Origin of the sequence: Nocardiopsis sp. CC223A, assembly GCF_030766825.1 — a bacterium.
Lineage (GTDB): Bacteria > Actinomycetota > Actinomycetes > Streptosporangiales > Streptosporangiaceae > Nocardiopsis.
Genome location: NZ_JASFDV010000017.1, coordinates 44,651 through 66,605, shown reverse-complemented (window position 1 = coordinate 66,605; position 21,955 = coordinate 44,651). Strand labels below are relative to the sequence as shown.

Sequence of the window (21,955 nt, the reverse complement as noted above, 5' to 3'; positions counted from 1 at the left end):
GATGCATAAAGCATGTTATGCATCAAAACTCGGCAAGCCCGGGAGTTCGGGAGCGGGGAGTGGGGGCGGGAGTCGGCGGGCTCGCGCTCGGAAGCCCCCGAGGTGCCGTTCCCGCAGGGCGACGGGTCGTCCGGGCCATCGGTTCACGGGAGGTCTCGGCGGTGGGACCGGAGCGCCCACAGCGCATGTGACCCTGTGGAGTCGGTGGTCACTTTTCGTGTCCGAAGGTCGCGCGCAGAAGCCCGCGCCGAACCTCTCGACGGACGGCGCGTTCGGCGCCCCGGGGTCGGCGAAGGCGGGCCGACTCACGACAGGGGCCGGGGCGCCCGAGCGGCGGCGGACTGCTGGAACGCCTGCGCCATGGGCGTTCCAGCCCCTCTCGCAGCCCGTCCGCCCAGCGCCGATAATGCACATTATGTCAAGTAAAGCTCGGAAGGGCCCTCCCCGCAGGGTTTCCCCGCTTTCGCATGGAGGACAGATCCCGACCTCCACTGTTCCTAGAGTGAGGCACCGGACACGGAGCCACCCCCGAGGAGCACGATGGGCGCCCCCACCACTTGGCAGGACATGACCGCGCGACGCCTGTGGCGGCACGGGCTCGCCGCTCCCGGTGGCAACGCCGCCGACGCCGTCTCGGCGATGTGCGGCGCCCACGCCCAGGTGATGTCGGCGGCCGAGCTGTCGGTGGGACTGCGTCTCCGAGGCGCGGACCGCACCCACGTGCGGTCCGCGCTGTGGGACACGCACGAGCTGATCAAGACCTTCGGGCCGCGCGGGACCGTGCACCTGCTGCCCGCCCGCGAACTCCCCCTGTGGACCGCGGCGCTGGCCGCCGCGGAACGCGCGGGCAACCCCAGGGCCGCCCATCATGGCCTGCTCACGCCGGAGCAGGTCGGGGAACTCGTGCCCGCCGTCGCCGAGATCCTCGCCGACCGGGAGCTGACCGTCGACGAGCTCACCGAGGCGCTGGCCGCGCACGCGGGTTCCTGGGCGGCGGACCGGGTCGTGGACGCCTTCCAGGACAAGTGGCCGCGCTGGCGGGCCGCGACGCAGACCCTGGCCAACCGGGGCGCGCTGTGCTTCGGGCCGATGCGGGAGCGCAAGGTGACCTACACGAGTCCGCGCCGGTGGCTGCCGGGCTTCGCTCCGGCGGAGGCCCACACGGCTCTGGAACATGTGGTGTCGTCCTACCTGCGGGCGTACGGCCCGGCGACGCCGCAGCACTTCGCCCAGTGGCTGGCGGCCCCCAAGCGGTGGGCGGTCGGGCTGTTCGCGTCGTTGGAGGGGCGGATCGAGCCGGTGGAGGTGGAGGGGACGGTCGCCTACCGGGTGGCGGGGGACGCCGGGGCGGCTCCGGGGCCGGTTCCGGAGGTACTGCTCCTCCCCTATTTCGATGCCTACACGGTCGGAGCGCAGCCCCGCGAGATCGTCTTTCCCGGTGCGGCCCGGCAGCGGGTGCTGGCGGCGGGCCAGGCGGGCAACCACCCGGTGCTGTACCTGGACGGGGTGGCCGCGGGCGTGTGGCACCAGCGGCGTTCGGGGCGCCGGTTGGATGTGACGGTGGAGGCGCTGGTTCCGCTCTCGGCGGCCCGGCGCGAGGCGTTGGCCGAGCGGGTGGAGCGGATCGGTGAGGTCCTGGAGGCGGTGCCGCGGTTGACCTTCGGTGCCGTCACGGTGGGGCCGCACGCCTGAACGGTGGGGTCTCCTCTCCCCCGGGCCCCCGGCCCGGCGGGGTGTCGGTCGTCCGGCACCCGCCCGGGTGGTTCGTGCCGGCACACTTCGTCGTCTGCCGAAGTGTCCCCTGCCTAGGGTCATTGACCATGACCTCCAACGAACACGTGTACGCGCCGACCGACTCCCGTGACCACCTGCGGATCGAACCGAGCATCCTCTATTTCGGCACCCCGGTGGCCCTGATCTCCACCCTCAACGACGACGGGACACCCAACCTGGCCCCCATCTCCTCGGTGTGGGCCCTGGGTATGACGGTGGTCCTGGGCTTGGGGGCCACCGGCCAGACGGCCCGCAACCTGGGGGAACGCCCGGAGCTGGTGGTGAACCTGCCTTCGGAGGACCTGTGGGGGCACGTGGAGCGGTTGGCGCCGCTGACCGGGCGGTACCCCGTTCCCGGGGGGAAGCCGCCGGGGTGCCGTTTCGAGGCGGACAAGTTCGGTGCGGCGGGTCTGACCGCTCAGGAGGCGGACCTGGTGGGTCCGCCGCGTGTGGCCGAATGCCCGTTGCAGTTGGAGGCGAGGGCCCGCCGGGTGCGACCGGACGATTCCGGTGGCCACGTCGTGGTCGAGGCCGAGGTGGTGCGCGTCCACGCACAGGAGCGCGTGGTGGTGCCCGGCACGCACCACGTCGATCCCGTGCGGTGGCGGCCGCTGGTCTACAGCTTCCGCCACTATTTCGGGCTCGGGGGCGAGCTGGGGCACTCACATCGTTCGGAGACGGCCCTCTCCCCCGCGTCTTGATACGTTCGCCTCGTGAGCGCCGGATGACCTTGGAGGGCCCGTGCAGAACCGTGCTCCCGACACCGCGCCCGACCTGGACGCCGTCGTTCGGCGCGCTCTGGAGCGCACGCACGCCGACCTGCCGCCGGAGGGCGTCACCGTCCGGGCCTCCGACGCCGCGTGAAGCGGACATCACCCTGTCCGGCGCGGTCCGCGATCAGATGGCCGGTCTGCCGCTCCGGGCGCGCATCCGTGCGGGTGAGGCCCTGCTCGCTCTGGCGGCCGCCGACGCCCCGGACATTCTCGCCCGGCCCCGCCCCGACCATTCCGATCCGTTCGTGCGGCGTATGAGCGGGCTCGGCTACTGCATGACGCTGCTCGTCTACGGTCATCGTGTGGTCGCTCTGGACGTGAGGTCCGACTGAGTCGCGGCGGCTCGGCCCCGGAACGGGTGTTCCGGGGCCGTTCGGTGTGCGGTGCTCCCCCGCCGGTGCCGCGTTCGGCATGGATGAACGGGCGTCCGGGCGGGGTCTGCCCTGACGCGCGGGGCCTGGTGCTCAGCGCGGCGGAGCCGGATGTGGCCAACGGGACGGTGCAGGCGGTCCGGCCGGTGTCCGACCCTGACAGGATCGGCCGTATCGGTCCGACAGAGGGGCGGGGGCTCTCCCCCGCCGGGTGCGGCACGAGTGGGGGTTCGCTGGTGGTGTTCGTGTGCGCGGGGTGCGGGGCGACGCTGAGTGCGCCGGTGGAGCGGGTGGTGTTGCCCGACCATGCGCACCGGCAGTGGGGCAACGGTGTGCTGATGCCGGTGCTGATGGAGCCTGGGACCTATGCGGTGGACCCGGCCCGGTGGGGTCCGCCGTGGCGGCCGTGGGATGAGGTGGGTGAGGCGGGGGCGGCCGCACTCGGGGTGTTCGCTCCCGTGTACAGGGTGTCGCTCGGTGCGGCGGGTGCGGTGGTGCTGGCTCCGGGTGATGTGCGCGGGACGGTGCTGGTTCCGGAGCGGTGCGTGGGGTACTGCTGTGGGCTGGACGGATCCTCCGGGCCGAATCTGGCGTGCACGAGGTGCGGCCGGATGGTGGGGGCGCGGATCGATGACTGTTCGCTGTGGCAGTCGGTGCGTCTGGAGGCGGACGCGGTGAGGCGTGTGGGCGGGGACTCGGAGTGTCCTGGGTGGGAGGAGGCGCTGGCGGCGGCCCGGTGGGAGAAAGCGCCCGGTGGGCCCTGGCCGGAGCGGCCGCTGGAGCTGTGGAACAGGGCTGTTGCGTACGAAGGTGTGTGGGAGGCGGCGGCGGGGGTGGCGCTGGCGCGTCTGGTGGCGGTCGCCGCGGGTGTGCGGATGGTGTGGGAGGGGCCGTTGTCCGTGCTGTTCTCCGCTGCGTGGGAGGCGCTGTTCCCGGTCGGGGCCTCGCGGCTGCGGGTGGCGCTGGCCGGGCCGGGGGTCGGCGAGCCGGATGCGGATGTGCTGGTGGTCCCGGTGCATCCGCGGTCGGGTGCGGTGTGGCGGCCGAGCGGGTCGGTTCCGGTGGTTCCGCTGGCCGCGGGGGCCTGGGCGCATCTGGCGTTGCCGGGCGGGCCGGAGTTGGCGGTGGTGTCGGGTCGGGTGCCCGAGGAGGTGCTGCGCGGGGAGGTGTCGGTGGAGATGCTCTCTTGTCGGCGGTCGCGGCCGGACCGGGAGGTGTTCTTGGATGTGTTGGCGCGGCTTCCTCAGGTGCGGGAGCCGGGGGTACGGGCCGTGTACGACCGGGTGCGGGGTGAGTGGGGGCTGTTCTGAGGGGGCGGGTGTGGATCTTGGCGAGGCAGGAGTGGTCGCGGGCGCTGCGTGGCCGCACCGGGTCGTCGAGGTCCGGCCGTTCCCTCCTTGCGGTGTCCGCCGTCCGGGCGGCGGGCGCCGTCACAGGGTGCGTGACCAGTTCTGGCCGACGAGGTCGGTGCCGAAGGAGTGGTGGGGTTCCTGGTCGGTGAGGGCGAATCCGTGGGCCTGGTAGATGCGGCGGGCGGAGGTCAGGACGCTGTTGGTCCACAGGGTCATCTGCGTGAAGCCGGACCGGCGGGCGAAGTCCAGGCACTGCTCGACCAGGAGGGTGCCCAGGCCCAGTCCGCGGGCGGCGGGGTCCGGCGGCGGCCGTCAGCAGGGGCCGTCGGTGTCGCCCGTCACCGGTTCCAGTCCCGCGGCCACGCGGTGCAGCAGTTCCCGGAACACCTGCCGCTCCCCCGGTTCCAGTCCGGCCAGCAGCGGCTCTTCGGCGGTCACCACCCGTGTGCGCAGTTCCCGCAGGGTGCGGGTGCCGTGGTCGGTGGCGACGATGTGCCGTTGGCGGCGGTCGCGCGGGTTGGGGCGGCGCTCCACCAGGTCCGCCGCGGTCAGGTCGTCGACGACGTAGGTCATCACGGTGCGGTCGATGCCCAGCCGGGTGGCCAGGGCCAGCTGGCTGAGGGGTTCGCCGTCCACCGCCGCGGACAGGATCCGGTAGCCGCGCGGCCCGTGCGGCAGGTCGCCGATGGCCTCGTCGACGGCGGCATGGTAGCCGCGCACCAGCACGCCCAGTTCGTGTCCGAAATCGCGGACGTCGGCCGGGGCTGGGTCGGTGGTGCTCATGGCGGCCATGGTAGCGGCCTGCCCGGGGAGGGGCCGGGCGGTGTCGCCCGGCCCGTGGGTCAGCCGCGGAAGTTCGCGGGTCGCTCGGGCGAGGCGGCGGCCAGTGCCGCCCTGACCTCCTCCGCCGAGCCGCGCAGCCCGTACACGGGGGTGCCGGGTTGCTGCTTCCAGGAGTCGTCGATGCCCCCGGCGTCGACGGTGTCGAAGCCCAGTGCGTCGACCAGGTCGCGCACGGTCTTCTTGGCGGCCTCGTCGTCGCCGGCCACCGGAACGGCGATGCGCGCGGGGTCTCCGGCCGGGCGCGGCCGCTCCAGCAGGTCCGAGGCGTAGGTGCCGTTGAAGACCTTGACGACCGGGTGGCCGAGGTGGTGCTGTACCCAGCGGCTCTCGGTGATCTCGTCGTCCTCGATGGCGGGGATGCGGCCGTCGCGTTCGCGCGGGTAGTAGTTGTTGGTGTCGATGACGACGACGTCTTCGGCGGCTTCGGCGAGCAGGTCCTCGGGCAGGTCGGGGATGTTCTTGAGCGGGATGGTGACCACGACGACCTGGGCGCCGTGTGCCGCCTCGGCGGCGGTGGTCGGGGTGGCGCCGGTCTCGGCGGCCAGGTCGGCCAGGGTGTGGGGGCCGCGTGAGTTGGCGATCCGCACTTCGTGGCCCAGGGAGGTGAGTCCGCGGGTGAGGTTGCCGCCGATGTTGCCCGCTCCGATGATGCCGATCCGCATGGGACCGTCTCCTCGCTTGTTGTGGCGTTGTGGTGTCTTCGACGTTAGGGCCGTGCCCGTGGGATGACCAATGAGGATTTTCGGTGTCCGGTATCGGAGATCCTATGGTTCCGACGGGAATAGTGGGGAGGTCAGCTCGCGGTGCGGCGGAAGGTGCGCCGGTAGGCCGCCGGGGAGACGCCCAGGGCGGTGCGCAGGTGCTGGCGCAGTGAGGCTCCGGTGGCGAACCCGACCCGGGAGGCGACTTCGTCGACGGTCAGGTCGGTGGTCTCCAGCAGGTGGCGGGCGCGTTCCACGCGTTGGGCGGTGAGCCAGCGGCCCGGGCTGGTGCCGACCTCCTCGGTGAAGCGTCGTACGAAGGTGCGGCGGCTCATGCGTGCGTGCGCGGCCAGGCGTGCCAGGGACAGGGGTGTGTCCAGGTGTTCCAGGGCCCATTGGCGGGTGGTGGCGGTGCCGGTGCGGTCGGGGGCGGGTACCGGGTGCTCGATGTACTGGGCCTGGCCGCCGTCGCGCCAGGGTGGGACGACGCACATGCGGGCGACGTGGTTGGCGACCTCGCTGCCGTGGTCGCGGCGTACCAGGTGCAGGCACACGTCCACGCCGGAGGCGGCTCCGGCGGAGGTGAGCAGGTCGCCGTCGTCGACGAACAGTACGTCGGGGTCCAGGTCCACGCGGGGGTACCAGGCGCGGAAGATGTCGGTGAGCGCCCAGTGGGTGGTGGCGGGGCGTCCGTCCAGCAGTCCGGTGGCGGCCAGGACGAAGGCGGCGGTGCAGATGGACACCAGGCGGGTGTTCGGGCGCAGGGTGGTCAGGGCCGCGTGCAGTGCGGGTGAGGGGGTGCGGGTGATGCGTTCGGTGTCGAACGGGGGGATGACGACGGTGTCGGCCCGGGCCAGGAGTTCGGGTCCGTGGTCGACGGTGACGGAGAAGTCGGCGTTGGTGCGCACCGAGGGGCCGTCCAGGGCGCAGGTGTGCACCAGGTAGCGGCCGTCGGCGGAGCCGAACACCCGGGCGGGGATGCCCAGTTCGAAGGGGTAGACGCCGTCCAGGGCCAGGACGGCGACGCGGTGCGGGCGGGGTTCGGCGCTCATGGCACGATCGTATCGAAAGATGGCGATCATGCCATTGTGCGTCGGCCCGGACGTGAGCAGGCTGGTTCCCATGAGTCACACGAGCGATGAAGCGATGATGCGGGCGATCTCCCAGGACGCCTACGGCGGCCCCGAGGTGCTGCGGGAGGTGCGCCTGCCCCGGCCGGCGCCCGGGCCGAGTCAGATCCTGGTGCGGGTGCGCGCCGCGGGGGTCAACCCCACCGACTGGAAGCACCGGGCGCACGCCGGGTTCCTGGACCGGTTGCCGCTGGTGCTGGGCTGGGACGTGGCCGGTGTGGTGGAGGAGGTCGGTTTCGGGGTCACCCTGTTCGAGCCGGGCGATGAGGTGTTCGGGATGCTGCCGTACCCGTACGGGGTCGGCTCGCACGCCGAGTACGCGGTGGGGCCGGCGCGGGCGTTCGCGCGCAAGCCCGCCGGGATCGACCACGTCCGGGCGGGGGCGTTGCCGCTGGTGTCGTTGACCGCCTGGCAGGCCCTGGTGGACACCGCCGACGTGCGGCCCGGGCAGCGGGTGCTGGTGCACGCGGCCGCGGGCGGGGTGGGGCATGTGGCGGTGCAGATCGCCAAGGCGCGCGGGGCGCATGTGATCGGTACGGCCAGTGCCGCCAAGCACGGTCTGCTCAAGGAGTTGGGGGCCGACGAGGTGGTGGACTACCGGGAGGTGGACTTCGCCGAGGTGGTGCGCGACGTGGACGTGGTGCTGGACCCGTTCGCCGGTGAGGTGCTGGACCGGTCGCTGGGGGTGTTGCGGCCGGGCGGGATCGCGGTGTCGATCCTGCCGGTGGTCCCCGGGCAGCGGGCCCGGGCCGAGGAGCTGGGGGTGCGGGTGGCGGGTCTGTTGGTGGAGGCCGATCACGCGGGGATGGCCGCGGTGGCCGACCTGGTGGAGCGGGGCCTGCTGCGGGCGCACGTGCAGGAGGTGTTCCCGCTCGCGCAGGCGGCGCGGGCGCACGCGCTGGGCGATACCGGTCATGTGACCGGCAAGTTGGTGCTGGAGGTCTGACCGGCGGCGGGGCCGCCCCTCGTGCGGGGGCGGCCCCTCTCGTGTGCCGGTCAGGCGGTGGCGGGTTCGGGGAAGGGCACGCCGCCGGGGCGGCGGTGGGCCCAGGGGCGGGCCTGTTCCAGTTGGGCGGCCAGGCGCAGCAGCAGCCCCTCCCCCGCGGCCGGGGCGATGAACTGCACGCCCAGCGGCAGTCCGGCGTCGGTCCAGTGCAGGGGCACCGACATGGCGGGGGTGCCGGTGAGGTTGGCCAGGAGGGTGAACGGGGTCGCGGCCAGGTTGTTCATGACCTCGGTGGTGACCAGGTCGGTGCGGGTCACCAGCCATTCGGTGCGGGTGCGTACCAGGAGGCGTTCGGCGCTGCGCAGCCAGGCCGGCGGGTCCAGGCGGCCGATGGTCACCGGCGGACCGGCGATGGTGGGGGTCAGCAGCAGGTCGTAGCGGGAGTGGAAGTCGGCCAGTGCCAGGGTGTGGGTGTTCCAGCGGTCGTGGCCGCGTACGTAGTCGCCCGCGCTGCGGGCCCGGCCCATGGCGGCCAGGATGAGGGTGTCGGGTTCGAAGTCGTCGTCGGTGCAGCCGGTGTCGGCCTTGATGCCGTCGACCAGGGCGGCCATGGATCCGTACCAGAGGGTGAGGAAGTCCTCGGTCAGGGTGCGGCCGTCGATGGCGGGTTCGGCCTCGGACACGTCGTGGCCCAGTGCCTCCAGGAGGGCGGCGGCGTCGCGGACGGCGCGTACCGCCTCGTGGTGGACGCGGGTGCCCAGTGGTGAGCGGTCGGTGAAGCCGATGCGCAGTCTGCCCGCGTCGCGGCCGACCTCGGCGGTGTAGGGGCGTTCGGGCGGGGCGATGGGGTAGGGGGAGGTGGGTTCGGGTCCGGCCATGACGTCCAGGAGCAGGGCGCTGTCGCGGACGGTGCGGGTCAGGACGCCGTTGACGGCGGCGCCGTGCATGGGTTCGCCCGAGGCGGGGCCGAAGGGGACCCGGCCGCGGCCGGGTTTGAGGCCGAACAGGCCGCAGCAGGCGGCGGGGATGCGGATGGAGCCGCCGCCGTCGTTGCCGCCCGCGGCGGGCACGACGCCGGCGGCGACGGCCGCGGCCGAGCCTCCGGAGGACCCGCCGGGGGTGTGGGCGGTGTTCCAGGGGTTGCGGGCGGGTCCGAACTCGCGGGATTCGGTGATGCCCTTGGCCCCGAACTCGGGCACGTTGGTCTTGGCGAAGGGGACCAGCCCGGCGTCCAGCCAGCGGCGGACGATCTCGGCGTGTGCGGTGGCGGGCACGCGGCGCAGGGCGCGGTTCCCGGCGGAGGTGGGGAATCCGGCGTAGTCCTGGAAGAGGTCTTTGAGCAGGAAGGGCACCCCGGCCAGGGGGCCCTGCGGCGGGTGGGCGGCCCGGCGGCGGGCCTCGTCGTACATCGTCAGGACGAGGCTGTTGAGGCGGGGTTCGACCTGTTCGGCGCGGTTGATCGCGGCTTCCAGCACGTCGGGGGCGCTCGTCTGGCCCGTGGCGATGAGCTCGGCCAGGCCCACGGCATCGTGTTGCAGGTATTCGTCGACTCGCATGCACGGAACCTAACACCGTCGTGGAACGTGTTCTAGTTCTGTGCGGTCACACCTGCCAGGTCCGGCCCTCCCGGGCGTGGGCGACCGGGCGGCCCAGGGCGGCGGTGGCGCGGGCCGCGGCCCGTCCGGGAGTCAGGGAGGGGCCGGTGTGGGTCAGGAGCAGGCGGGCCGCGCCGGCCTCGGCGGCCGCGGCGGCGGCCTCCTCCGGGGTCAGGTGCGCCCGCTCCCGCCCCGGCGGCGGGGCGTCGTGGTCGGCCTCGCACAGGAACAGGTCGGCGGCGCGGGCGGCGGCCACCAGTCCCGGGCCCGGGGCGCTGTCGCCGCTGTAGGCCAGGGTGCGCCCGGCGTGGGAGGCGCGCAGTGCGTAGGCCTCCACGTCGTGCACCACCGCGTGCGCCGTCAGCACCAGGTCGCCCAGGTGCACCCGGTGGCCCTCGTGCAGGTCGTGGAAGGTGAACGTGCCCTGGAGGAACGCGGTGTCGGGGCGGCCGAAGAACCCCGCCAGCCGCTGTGCCAGCCCTGCGGGGGCGTAGACCGGGATCGGCCCCGCCGGGTCCAGGCCGCCGTAGCGCAGCGCGTAGAACGCCGCGGCCAGGTCGGCGCAGTGGTCGGCGTGCAGGTGGGAGATCCACACCGCGTCCAGGGCCGCCGGGTCGGCGTGGGCGCGCAGCGCCGCCAGGGTTCCGAACCCGGCGTCCACCCACACCGACCGCTCCCCCGCCCGCAGCAGGTACCCCGAGCAGGGGCGGCCGGGCAGCGGGGCGGGCGCGGCCGTGCCCAGCACGGTCACCGTCATCGTCATGCCATGGCTCCGGGGCGCAGGTGGTCCAGCAGGCCGGGCGCCTCTGGGTAGGGGCGCTCGGCGGGCAGCAGCGCCGCGGCCGCCTCCTCCTCGCCGCCGCGTACCAGGTCGTGGATGCGGTGGGCGGTGGGGGTGGCATCGGTGATGGAGACGATCCACTCGTCGGCGTAGCGGGTGGAGGCCTCGCCCGCCAGGCCCAGTTGGAGGGAGCGGTGGTCCAGGGGCCTCAGGTGCAGGTCGCGTTCGGGGTCCCACTGCACCCGGGCGGGGGCCGCCGCCAGGGCGCGTTTCCAGGCGTCGCGGTCGGCGTGCACCGTGGCCTTGTAGTGGGACAGGCAGGCGTGGCGCAGGGCCCACTCGAAGCCCTCGCGGGTGATCTCCACCGCCAGCACCGTCTCCTGGCCCTCCTTGCGGGCCCACCCGCACCGGTACATCATCCACAGGAACGAGGGCTTGATCCACGTCATGCGGCCGCGCTTCCACTCGGCGGGGAAGCGGCCGTCGCGGGCGGCGGGCAGCCCCAGGCGCGGGGAGTAGGCCTGGTAGACGGTCACCGTGGTATCGGTGTACCGGGCGCGGATCCGGTGGCGGGGGATCTCGGTGTTCACGGTGCTCACCCTGGCCGCATCCGTCCCGGGCGCGCAACACGATTTCGCGGCGGTCAGCGGCCGCGCAGGGGGACGGCGGCCTTGAGGAGCATCTCCTCGTACTCGTCCTCGGGGTCCGAGTCCAGCACGATGGCGCCGCCCGCGCCGATGGTCAGCTCCCCGCCCCGGCGGACGGCGGTGCGGATGACGATGCTCAGGTCGGCGGCGCCGGTGTCCGACAGGTATCCCAGGGCGCCGGAGTAGACGCCGCGCGCCGACCCCTCCAGGGTGTCGATGATCTCCATGGTGCGCAGTTTGGGGGCGCCGGTCATCGACCCCCCGGGGAAGCAGGCGCGGACCGCGCCCACCGCCGACACGTCGGCGCGCAGCCGTCCGCGGACGGTGGAGACCAGTTGGTGGACGGTGGCGTAGGACTCGGTGTACATGAACGCGGGCACCCGGACCGTGCCGACCTCGCACACCCGGCCCAGGTCGTTGCGGAGCAGGTCGACGATCATGAGGTTCTCGGCGCGGGTCTTGGCGCCGGTGCGCAGTTCCTCGGCCAGGCGGGCGTCGGCGGCCGGGTCGGGGTGGCGGGGGGCGGTGCCCTTGATGGGGCGGCTCTCGGCCTCGCCGTCGCCGGTCACCCGCAGGAAGCGTTCGGGTGAGGCGCTGAGCACGCTCATCCCGCCCAGGCGCAGCAGGGCGGCGTAGGGTGCCGGGGACGCGGCCCGCAGACGGCGGTAGAAGTCCAGGTCGGTGCCGGTGGCGGGGGCGTGCAGGCGGTTGGTCAGGCAGATCTCGTAGCTCTCCCCCGCCGCCAGTTGGCCCAGGCATTCCTTGATGTCGTTGACGTAGCCCTGGCGGGGGCGTTCCAGCAGGTCGGCGGGGTTCACGGGGTCCGATGCCGGGGCCGGGTCGGGCAGCGGGGGCAGGTCGGCCAGGGCGGCGGCGGTGGCCGCCAGCCAGGTGTCGCCGTCGGGGCCGTCGTCGGCGCAGACCAGGTGGGTGCGCCCCTGGTGGTGGTCCACGGCGATGAACCGGTCGCAGCGCAGCCACACCGCGTCGGGGGTGGCGGCGGTGTGGGCGGCGGTGCCGCCGCAGTCGGCCTTGAGTTCGTAGCCGAAGTAGCCCACGTACCCGCCGGTGAACTCGAAGGGCAGCGGGGTCGGGGTGCGCGGCCGCCGGCGGCGTTCCAGGGCGTCGAACACGGTGCCGGGCTCGGTGGCGGTGGTGCCGTCGGGGTTCTGGATGCGGACGGGGCCGCCCACCCGGTAGGTGAGGACCTCGCCGGTGGCCGCGCCCAGGAACGAGAACCGGGCCGGGCCCTGGGGGCGGGAGCTGTCCAGCCAGAACGCGTACTCGGCCTCGCCGTACAGGCGGGCGAAGGCCGCCTCGGTGTCCACCGCGGCCTCCAGGACGCGGGTGCGCGGGGCGGGGGCGGTGACCGCGGGCGGCCCGGTGCGCACCGGCGGGGCCGCGGCCGGGCGGTGGGGGCGGGCCAGGTCCAGGAAGTTGCCGATGAGGGCGGCGCCGTGCTCCCCCGCGATCGACTCGGGGTGGAACTGCACCCCCCAGCGGGGCAGGTCGCGGTGTTCCAGGGCCATGACCACGCCGTCCTCGGCCCAGGCGGTGGCGGCCACCGGGGCGGGCAGGGGTTCGGGGACGGCCAGTGAGTGGTAGCGCACGGCGGTGAAGTCCTGGGGGATGCCCGCGAACAGGCCGGTGCCGGTGTGGCGGACGCGGGTGAGGTGGCCGTGCCGGGGCTGGGGGGCGGACTGGACGGCGGCCCCGGCCAGGTGGGCGATGGCCTGGTGGCCCAGGCACACCCCCAGCACCGGCAGGGGTGTGGCGGCCAGCAGTTCGGGGACGCGGCCCAGGTCGCGGGGGTGCTGGGGGCGGCCCGGGCCGGGCGAGACGACGACGGCGTCCAGGTCGGCGAAGTCGAACCCGTCCCAGGCGGGGTCGTCGTTGGTGAGCACGACGGGCTCGGTCCCGGCGACCTCGGCGATCAGCTGGAAGAGGTTGTAGGTGTAGGAGTCGTGGTTGTCCACGAGCAGAACGCGCATCCCGCCCCTTCTTGATGTGGATGGCGACATTCCAGGATACGGCGCCCGCCCGGGTCCGGGGTTCTCCACAGGTGGCGGCGGGCCCTGGTGCGGGCGGGGCGGCCCGGGTACACAGGAAGGTGAGGGCCTCCCCCTCACAGAAGGGAGTTCGCGGTGACCGGTTTCTTCGTCACGGTCGTGATCCTGGTCCTGGTGGTGCTGGGCGTGTACCTCGTGGTCACCGTCTCGGCCTCGGGGCGCGCCGAGAGGGCCGCCCCCGACCGGGAGCGCCCCCGGGTGGACCGGGCCCAGGAGGAGCTGCGGCTGAGATACGCGCGCGGGGAGATCGGCCGCGAGGAGTACCTCCAGCGCAAGATCGACCTGGAGTGAGCGCCCGTGCCCCGCCCCGCGCGGGAATTCCCGGGACGGGTGTGGGTTCGGCCGTTGGCGGCAGGCGGTGGAGCGTGTACAGTGACGGCCGTCCTGTTGTCTACGAATGAGGTGGACGTTGCGCATCTGAGGTTCGCGATCATCACGCGGCACGGCCCTTGGCCGGTCGCCCGCCACGGCCCCGGGCCGTCGGTGGAACCGCGTGGATGGAACCTCGGTGCACGAGCCGTCCCCCAACGGGACCCTCTCACCTTCTCCTGTCGGCCCCGGCCGCGTGGTGCTCGCATACGAAGCCCTGTCACTTCGCTTCCGTATTGCGAGAGAACCATGTTCCAACCCACTGTCGCCGGTGCCTCCGTGGCCGTTTCCGCCCTGGGCTTCGCCTGGGCCGACGGCACGCCCGTCTTCGAGGACCTGTCCCTGGCCGTGGGCCGCGGCCGCACCGGCCTGGTCGGCACCAACGGCTCGGGCAAGTCGACCCTGCTGCGCCTGCTGGCCGGGGCGCTGCGGCCCGCGTCGGGATCGGTCACCGTCCACGGGCGCCTGGCCTACCTGCCGCAGAACATCACCCTGGACACCGGCCTGCGCGTCGACCGGGCCCTGGGCATCGCCGACACCCGTGCGGCGCTGGCGGCCATCGAGTCCGGCGACGTGTCCGAGGAGCACTTCGAGACGGTCGGCGACGACTGGGACGTCGAGGAGCGCGCCCTGGCCGCCCTGGGCGGACTCGGCCTGGACGGCATCGACCTGGACCGCACCGTCGGGGAGATCTCCGGCGGCGAGGCCGTCCTGCTGCGCCTGGCCGCCCTGCTGCTGGAGCGCCCCGACGTCCTGTTGCTGGACGAGCCCACCAACAACCTCGACCTGTTCGCCCGCAGGCGGCTCTACGACGCCGTGGACTCCTGGCGCACCGGAACCCTGATCGTGGTCAGCCACGACACCGACCTGTTGGAGCGCGTGGACCGCATCGCCGAGCTGCGCTCGGGGTCGGTCACCTGGTACGGGGGCGGCTGGTCGGACTACCAGGAGGCGCTGGCGGTGCAGCAGGAGGCGGCCGAGCGCACCCTGCGCGCCGCGGACGCCGACATGAGGCGCCGGCAGAGGGAACTGGAGGAGACGCGGGTCAAGCTGGCCCGCCGCCTGAAGCAGAACCGCAGGGTGCAGGCCCGGGGCGGTGTCCCCAAGATCGTCGCCGGCAACCTCAAGCGCTGGTCGCAGGAGTCCTCGGCCAAGCTCAAGGGGGTCCACGAGGACCGGATGCAGGAGGCGCGCGAGCGCCGGGAGGAGGCGGCCGAGGCGGTGCGCGGCGACGCCGAGATCAGGGTGGAGCTGCCCGGGACAGCGGTGCCCTCGGGGCGCGAGGTGCTCCGGGCCGAGGGCCTGACCCCGGTGCACGGGGTGCTGTCGGGTGCGGATCTGTGGGTGCGCGGCCCCGAGCGGATCGCCCTGGTGGGCCGCAACGGGGCGGGCAAGACCACCCTGCTGCGCACCCTGATCGGGGAGCTGGAGCCGCGGGAGGGGTCGGCGCGGGTGTTCGTCCCGGCCCGGTTCCTGCCCCAGCGGCTGGACGTGCTGGACGACGGGCTGACGGTGGCCGAGAACGTCGAGCGGCTGGCGCCGGGGGTGGCGGACCAGCGTGTCCGGTCCCAGTTGGCCCGGTTCCTGTTCCGGGGGGCGCGCTCGGCCCAGGTCGCGGGGACCCTGTCGGGCGGTGAGCGGTTCCGGGCGGCGCTGGCGGCCCTGCTGCTGGCCTCCCCGGCACCGCAGCTGCTGCTGTTGGACGAGCCCACCAACAACCTGGACGTGTCCGGTGTCCGGCAGTTGACGGGGGCACTGGAGGCCTACGAGGGTGCGCTGGTCGTGGCCGGCCACGACCTGCCGTTCCTGGAGTCGATCGGGGTCACCCGGTGGCTGTTCGTGGGCGGGGAGCTGGTGGAGACCACCGCGGAGGGGGTGCGTGCCCTGCTGGCCGGTGGGTCTGCGGAGTGAACCCGTGCGCCCCGCCGCGGGTCGCGGCGGGGCGCACGGTGCTCATTCGCCCGGGTGGTCGCCGAAGGACCAGAGGTTGCCCTCGGGGTCGCGGACGACGAACTCGCGGGAGCCGTAGTCGGTGGTGTTCAGCGGCCGGACGATGTCGGCGCCGTGGTCGGTGACCCGTGCGTACAGGGCGTCGGGGTCGGCGGTGACCACGTAGCAGCCGGCCGTGCCGGGCTCGCGCGACCACTCCCGTTCCGGGGTGTGGTCGCCGAGCATGATCCCGCCGGCGCCTTCGGGCCACAGGAGTTCGGCGTGGGCCACCCGCCCGGCGGCGTCGTGGTGGCGGGCGGTGGCGGTGAACCCGAACGCCTCGGTGTAGAAGGCGATGAGGGCGGCGGCGTCACGCGCCTGGAGGGTCGCCCACAGGCGCGGCCGGACGGTGGTGCTGTTCTGCGTGCTCATGGTCCCAGGCTCCCCCGCCCGCGGGCGGGGTGTCTTGTACGTTTCGGAGCTCCCGGGCGGCCCAGGCGGCGGGCGGCAGCCCGGTGAAGCGGCGGAACTCCCGGGTCAGGTGGGCCTGGTCGGTGTACCCGGTCGCGGCGGCGACGTGGGCCAGGTCGGTGCGCCCGTCGCGGTGGACGTGCGCGGCGATGCGGCGGCGGGCGTGGTCGAACCGCATGAGGGAGGCCACGGTCTTGGGTGAGCGGCCGACCTCGCGGTGGAACAGGGTGCCCAGGTGGCGGGGGCTCAGGTCCACGCCGCGGGCCACCTCCCCCACGCGGGCCCGGCCGCGGGAGAGCTCCAGCAGTCGCCAGGCGCGTACGAGTTCGGGGCGCGGGCGCCGGTCGCGGTACCGTTCGCGCAGGTGGGCGCCGATGAGTGCGAACGCCTCCGGCCAGGCGGCGGTGTCGGTGAGGCGTTCGTGCAGCTCGCGTCCGCGCGGGCCGGCCAGGGCCAGCCCGTCGTAGTCGTCCACGCCCAGGTCGGCGCAGGGGACCCCGAAGAGGGAGCGCACGGCCAGCGGGTGCAGGGCCAGTTGCACTCCGGCCTGACCGGCCTGCTGGTGCACGTGGGAGGCCCGCAGGTGCAGCCCGCCCAGGATGACGGGGGCGGGGCGGGCGGTGGCCAGGGAGGGGGCGTCGGGTGCGGCGCGCACGCCCTCGTCGAGGCCGACGATGAAGGTGACCGTGGCCGAGGGCAGGCCCAGGTGGACCGGCTCGGCCACCGCCGGTGTCCGGTAGCCGACCATCGACACGACCCCGGGGGCGGTTCCGGTGGGGGCGGCGGCGAACTCCCAGGCCCGCTCCGGCTCGTCCATGCTTCGACGCTAACAGAGCGGGCCCGCCCGGGTCAGCCGGTCATCTCCTCCAGGGTCTTGCCCTTGGTCTCCTGGATGAACTTCCACACGAACAGCAGTGACAGCACCGCGAACCCGGCGTAGATCAGGTAGGAGCCGCCCAGGCTCCAGTCGCGCAGGCTCGGGAAGCTGACCGTGACGGCCCAGTTGGCGAGCCACTGGGTGGCGGTGGCCACGCCCATGGCGGCGGCGCGGATGCGCAGCGGGAACATCTCACCCAGCAGCACCCACACCACGGCGCCCCAGGACAGGGAGAAGAACAGCACGAACGCGCTGGCGGCGGTCAGGGCCACCACGCCCCAGCCGAAGCTCAGGGCCACCTCCTCCCCGACGGTGGTGGCGTGCCCGAACGCGTAGGCGGCCACGGCCAGCGCCACGGCCATCCCGGCCGAGCCCACCAGCAGCAGGGGCCTGCGGCCGATCCGGTCCACCAGGGTGATGGCCACGGCGGTGCCGACGATGTTGATGACCGAGGTGAACAGGCTCAGCAGCAGCGAGTCCCCTTCGGGCACGCCCACCGACTGCCACAGCGACGAGGAGTAGTAGAAGATGACGTTGATGCCGACCAGCTGCTGGAACGCCGACAGGGCCATGCCGATCCACACGATGGGCAGCAGCCCGAACCGGCCGCGCAGGTCGCTCAGTTTGGGGCGGACCTCCGATCCCAGTGCCCGGCGGATCTCGGCGACGCGCCGGTCCAGGCGGGCGGGGCCGCCGCCCTCGACCTTGGCGAGGATCTCCTTGGCCTGGTCGGTGTGCCCGATGCGCACCAGGTAGCGGGGCGATTCGGGGATGACCAGGGTGAGTGCCAGGTAGATGAGGGCGGGTACCAGTTCGGCGCCCAGCATCCACTGCCAGGCCTGGAGCGGGCCGAGCATGCCCTCGGCGCTGCCGCCCGCGGCCAGGGCGAGGAGGTAGTCGGCGAGCTGGGAGACGGCGATGCCCAGCACGATGGCGAGCTGTTGCAGGGAGCCCAGGCGGCCGCGGTGGGCGGCGGGGGCGATCTCGGCGATGTAGGCGGGGGCGATGACCGAGGCCATGCCGATGGCGATGCCGCTGAGCACCCGCCACAGGATGAGGTCCCAGATCGCGAACGGCAGCGCCATGCCCAGGGCGCTGACCGCGAACAGCACGCCGGCGATGCGCATGGTGCGGATGCGCCCGTACCGGTCGGCGATGCCGCCGGTGATCGCCGCGCCCACCGCGGATCCGAGCAGGGCGGAGGCGACGGTGAAGCCCAGGGTCGCCGAGTCGACGCCGAATCTGGCCTGGATGGCGTCGACGGCGCCGTTGATGACGGCGCTGTCGTAGCCGAACAGGAATCCGCCCATGGCCGCGGCGGCGGCGATCATGGTCACCTTCGCCAGGTCGCCGCCTGCGGCGAGGTCGCCGGGCGTACCCGTTCCGTCGGTCCTGGACACTCCGCCCCCTTCCGCGGCGGCCCCCGCCGCCGGTTCTTCCGTCAGGGTGGTCCGGCAGGGCCCGGGAGGCGGAGTGCGACGCCCCGGTCCGGTCGAAACCGGGGCGAATCATGTCCGGCCCTTGGCCCGGGGTGCGGTGCGTCCGGTCGGCCGGTCATCTCCTCCAGGGTCTCGCCCTCGGTCTCCTGGGCGAATCTCCACGCGAACAGCAGGGAGAGCAGGGAGAACCCGGCGTAGATCGGGTAGGAGCCGCCCAGGTTCCGGTCGCGCAGGCTCGGGAAGCTGTCGGTCGGGACACGGCGCGGCGGCGGAACACTGGTGGGAATTCGCGAGAAAGGGGGCTCTGATGTTCCCGGGAACGGCGAAACTCGCTTAATGTAACCATCTGATTGCAGAAAGTGTTGCTACGGTGCGGTCAGCACGACCGAAGACGAACCCGTGGAAGGACACCCGTGCGAGTCATCCGAGGCATCACCCACGCCGCCCTGGCCGCCGCAGTCACCCTGCCGCTGGGCGCCGCCGCCGCCCATGCCGACGACGTCCCCGGCTACCCGGGCATGGAGGAGTACACCGCCGTACTGGAACCGGTCACCGTCAACCGGTCCCAGGCATCGGGCACCGCCACGATCTGGCTGGACGGGCTCACCGCCCGCGTCAGGATCACCGTGGACGACGTCCTGGTCGACCACCCGCACGCCCAGCACATCCACATCGGCGGCCGCGGCGAGTGCCCCACCGACTACGACGCCGGGATCCACAACGGCAAGCGCGCCCTGAGCACCCTGGACGGTGTCGACGCCTACGGCGGAGTGGAGACCTCCATCACCACCGAGGGCGACACCTCCGCCGCCAGCGCACTGGCCGTGGACCGGTTCCCGACCGCCCCCGACGGCATGATCGACTACGACCGCACCTTCGAATTGTCCCAGGCGGCGGCCGACGCCGTGCGCGCCGGCAACGCCGTGGTCGTCATCCACGGCATCGACTACGACGGCGACGGCACCTACGGTGACGTCCTGGGTGCCAGCGACCTGGACCCGAACCTGCCCATGGAGGCCACCAACCCGACCGCCTGCGGCCCGCTGCGCTGACCGTTGCGCCGGTGGGGAGGCGTTCACTCCCCACCGGCGCCGCACCCGTGCCGGACCGGGGGCGCGGGCACACTCCGTAGCGCATCGGGGCCGGTACGAACACGATCTCTCCCCGACAAGAAGTCGACCGGTGTTTTTGGCGCATCGGGGGGGTGCGCGACCCGGGGCCGTGCCTTCAAGATCGTGTCCTGTGACGACCTACCAGAACCTCGCCGACAAGGCGCTGCGCCGAGAACTCCCCTCCCGCGACGAACTGCGCGCCGTCCTGAGCTCGGGTGACGACGACCTGATGGACCTGGTCGCCGCCGCCTTCCGGGTGCGGCTGCGCTACTTCGGCCGCCGGGTCAAGCTCAACTACCTCGTCAACATCAAGAGCGGTCTGTGCCCGGAGGACTGCTTCTACTGCTCCCAGCGGCTCGGCTCTCAGGCCGAGATCGTCAAGTACACCTGGCTCAAGCCCGAGCAGACCCGCGAGGTCGTCGAGCAGGGCGTGCGGGCCGGGGCCACCCGGGTGTGCCTGGTGGCGTCGGGCCGCGGCCCCACCGACCGCGACGTGGACCGGCTGGCCCCCACCATCGAGGGCATCAAGGGGGAGCACCCGGGGGTGGAGGTGTGCGCCTGCCTGGGGCTGCTGTCGCAGGGGCAGGCCGAACGGCTGCGCGAGGCGGGCGTGGACGCCTACAACCACAACCTGAACACCTCCGAGGAGCGGTACGCCGACATCTGCACCACCCATGAGTTCGCCGACCGGGTCGAGACGGTGGAGCAGGCCAAGCACGCGGGGCTCTCGCCGTGTTCGGGGCTGATCGCGGGGATGCGCGAGGGGGACGACGACCTCATCGACGCCCTGTACGCGCTGCGGGAGCTGGGGCCGGACTCGGTGCCGGTCAACTTCCTCATGCCGTTCGAGGGCACCCCCTTGGAGGGCACCTGGGAGCTGACCCCGCAGCGGTGCCTGCGCATCCTGGCGGCGGCCCGGTTCGTGTTCCCGGACGTGGAGGTGCGCCTGGCGGGCGGCCGGGAGATCCACCTGCGCTCGTTGCAGCCGCTGGCGCTGCACATCGTCAACTCGCTGTTCCTGGGCGACTACCTCACCAGCGAGGGGCAGGCCGGCAAGGCCGACCTGGAGATGATCGCGGACGCGGGGTTCGAGGTGCAGGGGGCGGGAGAGCCGACCCTGCCCGCCGAGCGCCACGACCTGCTGCGGCCCCGGCGGCGGGGCGCCGGGACCGCTCTTCCGCCCAACGCCTGACCGGGGTGCCGACGCGCCGCCCCCGCCGCCGGAACCGGGGCGGGGGCGGCGCGTGCGGTCAGCGCGGCTGGGGGACCTGCTCGGCGCCGTTCCACGACTGGTACTGCTCGGCGGCCGCGGCGGCGGCCTGGTCCTCCTGGCGGTCGCGCACGCACTTGGCCAGGGTGAAGGTCGAGGTGATGACGTAGAGCAGGCCCATGCCCAGGAAGGCGCGGATCCACAGGTCGACGGGCAGGAAGACCACCCCGACGCCCAGCCCGACCGAGGCGGCGGCGAAGGAGATCACGGACTGGAGGTAGAACTGGCGGGTGGACCGGGGGGCGGGAGCGAACGGGTTCATGGGTCCATGGTCCCCCGGGGCGGGGCGGTGCGCCTGAGTACACCTACTCAATACCGTCCGGTGGTCGCCCTTCCAGGTCAGACCGGGGCGGCGGGCCGGTCCGGGCGCAGCGCCGACAGGTCCTCCCCCGGTTCGCGGCCCATCGCCAGGCGGGCGGCGACCACGCCCTGGTAGGCGCCCAGGGACAGCCCGTCCCCGCCCAGGCCGGTGGCCACGATCACCCCGGGCAGCCGTTCCAGGGGTCCCAGCAGGGGGAGCCCGTCGCGGGTGCCGGGGCGAAAGCCCACCCGGGTCTCCACCACGGTGGCCTCGGCCAGGTCGGGCATCAGCTCCAGGGCGGTGGTGAGGTTCTCGGCCAGGCCCTTGGCGGTGACGCGGCGGTCGAACCCGGCCTCGGGTTCGCGGGTGCCGCCGGCGACGATGCGGTCGGGGCCGAACGCGACGGCGTGGCTCGCGCGATCGCCGAAACGCACCACCGGCCAGGGCCGGGTGTCGGTGCCGGGGAGGGCGAAGTGGGTGATCTGACCGCGGACGGGGAACACCGGCAGCTCCACCCCGGCCACCGACGGCAGGCGCCCGGACCAGGCGCCGGCCGCCACGATCACCGTCGGCGCCTCCAGGTCCTCGCCGCCCACCCGCACCCCGTTCACCCGGTGGCCGTTCCACAGCAGGTGCGCGTCGCCCTTGCGGTAGTGCAGGCCGCGTTCCTCGGCGGCGTTGAACAGGGCGTCGCGCAGCACCCGGCCGTGGACGCGGGCCATGCCCTCGATGTACACGCCGCGGTAGGCCGCGGGCAGCAGGGGGAAGCGTTCGCGGGGCTCGCCGGGGGCCAGCCGCTCGACCCGGCCCATGCCCTCGTATCCGGGCATGGCGGCCAGGGTGGAGACCAGGTCGTAGCCCGCGTCGTCGCCCTCCAGGTCCACGGACATGCCGCCGACGCGCTCGTACCCGGTGACCTGGCCGTCGTCGGCGAGTTCGGCGATGAGTCCGGGCAGGTGGGCGGCGGCCCCCAGTTTGAAGGCCTGGAGCCCGGGGTCCTCCCAGGGGAAGGGCCAGGGGAAGACGATGCCCTGCCCGGCGGCGGTGGCCTGCCCGGTGTGGGAGGCGTCCACCAGTGCGGTGGACACGCCTCTCCCGGCCAGGTGGAACGCCGCGCTGGTGCCCACGATGCCGCCGCCGACCACGATCACGTCCATGGGTTCCACCCTGCCGTGCGGGGCCCGTGTGAACAAGCCGAAAGACCCG

General features: G+C 73.5%; 22 protein-coding genes and 1 pseudogene. 10 read left to right on the top strand and 13 right to left on the bottom strand.

The features are described 5' to 3' along the window. The first annotated feature begins 540 nt into the window (after positions 1–540). The 5 genes from QJS33_RS09520 (at position 541) to QJS33_RS09500 (ending at position 4,227) form a co-directional block, all read left to right on the top strand. Positions 541–1,692 (top strand): winged helix DNA-binding domain-containing protein, encoded by a 1,152-nt coding sequence (locus QJS33_RS09520; protein WP_306367521.1) that lies wholly within the window; start codon positions 541–543, stop codon positions 1,690–1,692. A gap of 128 nt (positions 1,693–1,820) precedes the next feature. Next, on the top strand, positions 1,821–2,474 hold the full coding sequence (locus tag QJS33_RS09515; protein WP_306367520.1) for a flavin reductase family protein: 654 nt from the start codon (positions 1,821–1,823) through the stop codon (positions 2,472–2,474). 40 nt (positions 2,475–2,514) lie between these two features. After that, positions 2,515–2,637 (top strand): hypothetical protein, encoded by a 123-nt coding sequence (locus QJS33_RS09510; protein WP_306367519.1) that lies wholly within the window; start codon positions 2,515–2,517, stop codon positions 2,635–2,637. A gap of 37 nt (positions 2,638–2,674) precedes the next feature. After that, positions 2,675–2,878 carry a hypothetical protein gene (locus tag QJS33_RS09505; RefSeq protein WP_306367518.1) on the top strand — a complete coding sequence of 68 codons (204 nt, stop codon included), beginning with the start codon at positions 2,675–2,677 and terminating at the stop codon, positions 2,876–2,878. 650 nt (positions 2,879–3,528) lie between these two features. Then, positions 3,529–4,227: a hypothetical protein gene (locus tag QJS33_RS09500; RefSeq protein WP_306367517.1), complete on the top strand. Its 699-nt coding sequence runs from the start codon at positions 3,529–3,531 to the stop codon at positions 4,225–4,227. Positions 4,228–4,347: 120 nt separating this feature from the next. Here the strand turns inward: QJS33_RS09500 and QJS33_RS09495 are convergent. The 4 genes and pseudogenes from QJS33_RS09495 to QJS33_RS09480 all read right to left on the bottom strand — a co-directional run. Then, a pseudogene (locus QJS33_RS09495) lies at positions 4,348–4,557 on the bottom strand (GNAT family N-acetyltransferase); the annotation flags it as partial. Positions 4,558–4,581: 24 nt separating this feature from the next. Further along, positions 4,582–5,052 (bottom strand): MarR family winged helix-turn-helix transcriptional regulator, encoded by a 471-nt coding sequence (locus tag QJS33_RS09490; protein ID WP_306367516.1) that lies wholly within the window; start codon positions 5,050–5,052, stop codon positions 4,582–4,584. A 59-nt stretch (positions 5,053–5,111) separates the two neighbouring features. Next, entirely contained in the window at positions 5,112–5,774 is a 663-nt protein-coding gene (locus QJS33_RS09485; RefSeq protein ID WP_306367515.1) for an NADPH-dependent F420 reductase, read from the bottom strand. A gap of 131 nt (positions 5,775–5,905) precedes the next feature. Continuing rightward, entirely contained in the window at positions 5,906–6,865 is a 960-nt protein-coding gene (locus QJS33_RS09480) for a GlxA family transcriptional regulator (protein ID WP_306367514.1), read from the bottom strand. Between the two features lie 70 nt (positions 6,866–6,935). Between QJS33_RS09480 and QJS33_RS09475 the strand changes: the two genes are divergently transcribed. Next, positions 6,936–7,889: an NADP-dependent oxidoreductase gene (locus tag QJS33_RS09475; protein WP_306367513.1), complete on the top strand. Its 954-nt coding sequence runs from the start codon at positions 6,936–6,938 to the stop codon at positions 7,887–7,889. A gap of 50 nt (positions 7,890–7,939) precedes the next feature. On the opposite strand, the gene QJS33_RS09470 is transcribed toward QJS33_RS09475, so the two are convergent. Genes QJS33_RS09470 through pabB form a run of 4 tightly spaced genes read right to left on the bottom strand, consistent with a single transcriptional unit; the run spans position 7,940 to position 12,903 of the window. After that, positions 7,940–9,445: an amidase gene (locus tag QJS33_RS09470; protein WP_306367512.1), complete on the bottom strand. Its 1,506-nt coding sequence runs from the start codon at positions 9,443–9,445 to the stop codon at positions 7,940–7,942. Positions 9,446–9,491: 46 nt separating this feature from the next. Further along, positions 9,492–10,247: an MBL fold metallo-hydrolase gene (locus tag QJS33_RS09465; RefSeq protein ID WP_306367511.1), complete on the bottom strand. Its 756-nt coding sequence runs from the start codon at positions 10,245–10,247 to the stop codon at positions 9,492–9,494. Beyond that, the gene (locus QJS33_RS09460; RefSeq protein ID WP_306367510.1) at positions 10,244–10,855 is read right to left on the bottom strand and encodes a DUF4291 domain-containing protein; all 612 of its coding nucleotides are present in this window, start codon (positions 10,853–10,855) and stop codon (positions 10,244–10,246) included. The genes QJS33_RS09465 and QJS33_RS09460 overlap by 4 nt, the downstream gene beginning before the upstream one ends. Positions 10,856–10,908: 53 nt before the next feature. Then, on the bottom strand, positions 10,909–12,903 hold the full coding sequence (pabB, locus tag QJS33_RS09455) for an aminodeoxychorismate synthase component I (protein ID WP_306367509.1): 1,995 nt from the start codon (positions 12,901–12,903) through the stop codon (positions 10,909–10,911). 153 nt (positions 12,904–13,056) lie between these two features. Here pabB and QJS33_RS09450 point away from each other — a divergent pair, with 153 nt between their 5' ends. Then, a complete protein-coding gene (locus QJS33_RS09450) occupies positions 13,057–13,272 on the top strand; it encodes an SHOCT domain-containing protein (protein WP_306367508.1) in 216 nt (71 codons plus the stop codon). 327 nt (positions 13,273–13,599) lie between these two features. Continuing rightward, on the top strand, positions 13,600–15,261 hold the full coding sequence (locus tag QJS33_RS09445) for an ATP-binding cassette domain-containing protein (RefSeq protein WP_306367507.1): 1,662 nt from the start codon (positions 13,600–13,602) through the stop codon (positions 15,259–15,261). 42 nt (positions 15,262–15,303) lie between these two features. On the opposite strand, the gene QJS33_RS09440 is transcribed toward QJS33_RS09445, so the two are convergent. From QJS33_RS09440 to QJS33_RS09430, 3 genes are read right to left on the bottom strand one after another with little or no spacing between them, the layout of a single operon-like run. After that, positions 15,304–15,711 carry a VOC family protein gene (locus tag QJS33_RS09440; RefSeq protein ID WP_306367506.1) on the bottom strand — a complete coding sequence of 136 codons (408 nt, stop codon included), beginning with the start codon at positions 15,709–15,711 and terminating at the stop codon, positions 15,304–15,306. After that, positions 15,650–16,567 carry an AraC family transcriptional regulator gene (locus QJS33_RS09435; RefSeq protein ID WP_306367505.1) on the bottom strand — a complete coding sequence of 306 codons (918 nt, stop codon included), beginning with the start codon at positions 16,565–16,567 and terminating at the stop codon, positions 15,650–15,652. Before QJS33_RS09435 ends, QJS33_RS09440 begins: the two co-directional genes overlap by 62 nt. A 32-nt stretch (positions 16,568–16,599) precedes the next feature. After that, positions 16,600–18,027, bottom strand: coding sequence for a sugar porter family MFS transporter (locus tag QJS33_RS09430; RefSeq protein ID WP_372339620.1), 1,428 nt, complete (start codon positions 18,025–18,027; stop codon positions 16,600–16,602). Positions 18,028–18,479: 452 nt separating this feature from the next. On the opposite strand from QJS33_RS09430, the gene QJS33_RS09425 reads away from it, so the two are divergent. After that, positions 18,480–19,118: a CHRD domain-containing protein gene (locus tag QJS33_RS09425; RefSeq protein ID WP_306367504.1), complete on the top strand. Its 639-nt coding sequence runs from the start codon at positions 18,480–18,482 to the stop codon at positions 19,116–19,118. 190 nt (positions 19,119–19,308) lie between these two features. Then, positions 19,309–20,370 (top strand): biotin synthase BioB, encoded by a 1,062-nt coding sequence (bioB, locus tag QJS33_RS09420; protein ID WP_306367503.1) that lies wholly within the window; start codon positions 19,309–19,311, stop codon positions 20,368–20,370. Between the two features lie 58 nt (positions 20,371–20,428). Here bioB and QJS33_RS09415 read toward each other — a convergent pair whose 3' ends face one another. Both QJS33_RS09415 and QJS33_RS09410 read right to left on the bottom strand, forming a co-directional pair. Then, positions 20,429–20,710: a YiaA/YiaB family inner membrane protein gene (locus QJS33_RS09415; protein ID WP_306367502.1), complete on the bottom strand. Its 282-nt coding sequence runs from the start codon at positions 20,708–20,710 to the stop codon at positions 20,429–20,431. 77 nt (positions 20,711–20,787) lie between these two features. Continuing rightward, the gene (locus QJS33_RS09410; protein ID WP_306367501.1) at positions 20,788–21,906 is read right to left on the bottom strand and encodes an FAD-binding oxidoreductase; all 1,119 of its coding nucleotides are present in this window, start codon (positions 21,904–21,906) and stop codon (positions 20,788–20,790) included. Positions 21,907–21,955: the final 49 nt, after the last annotated feature.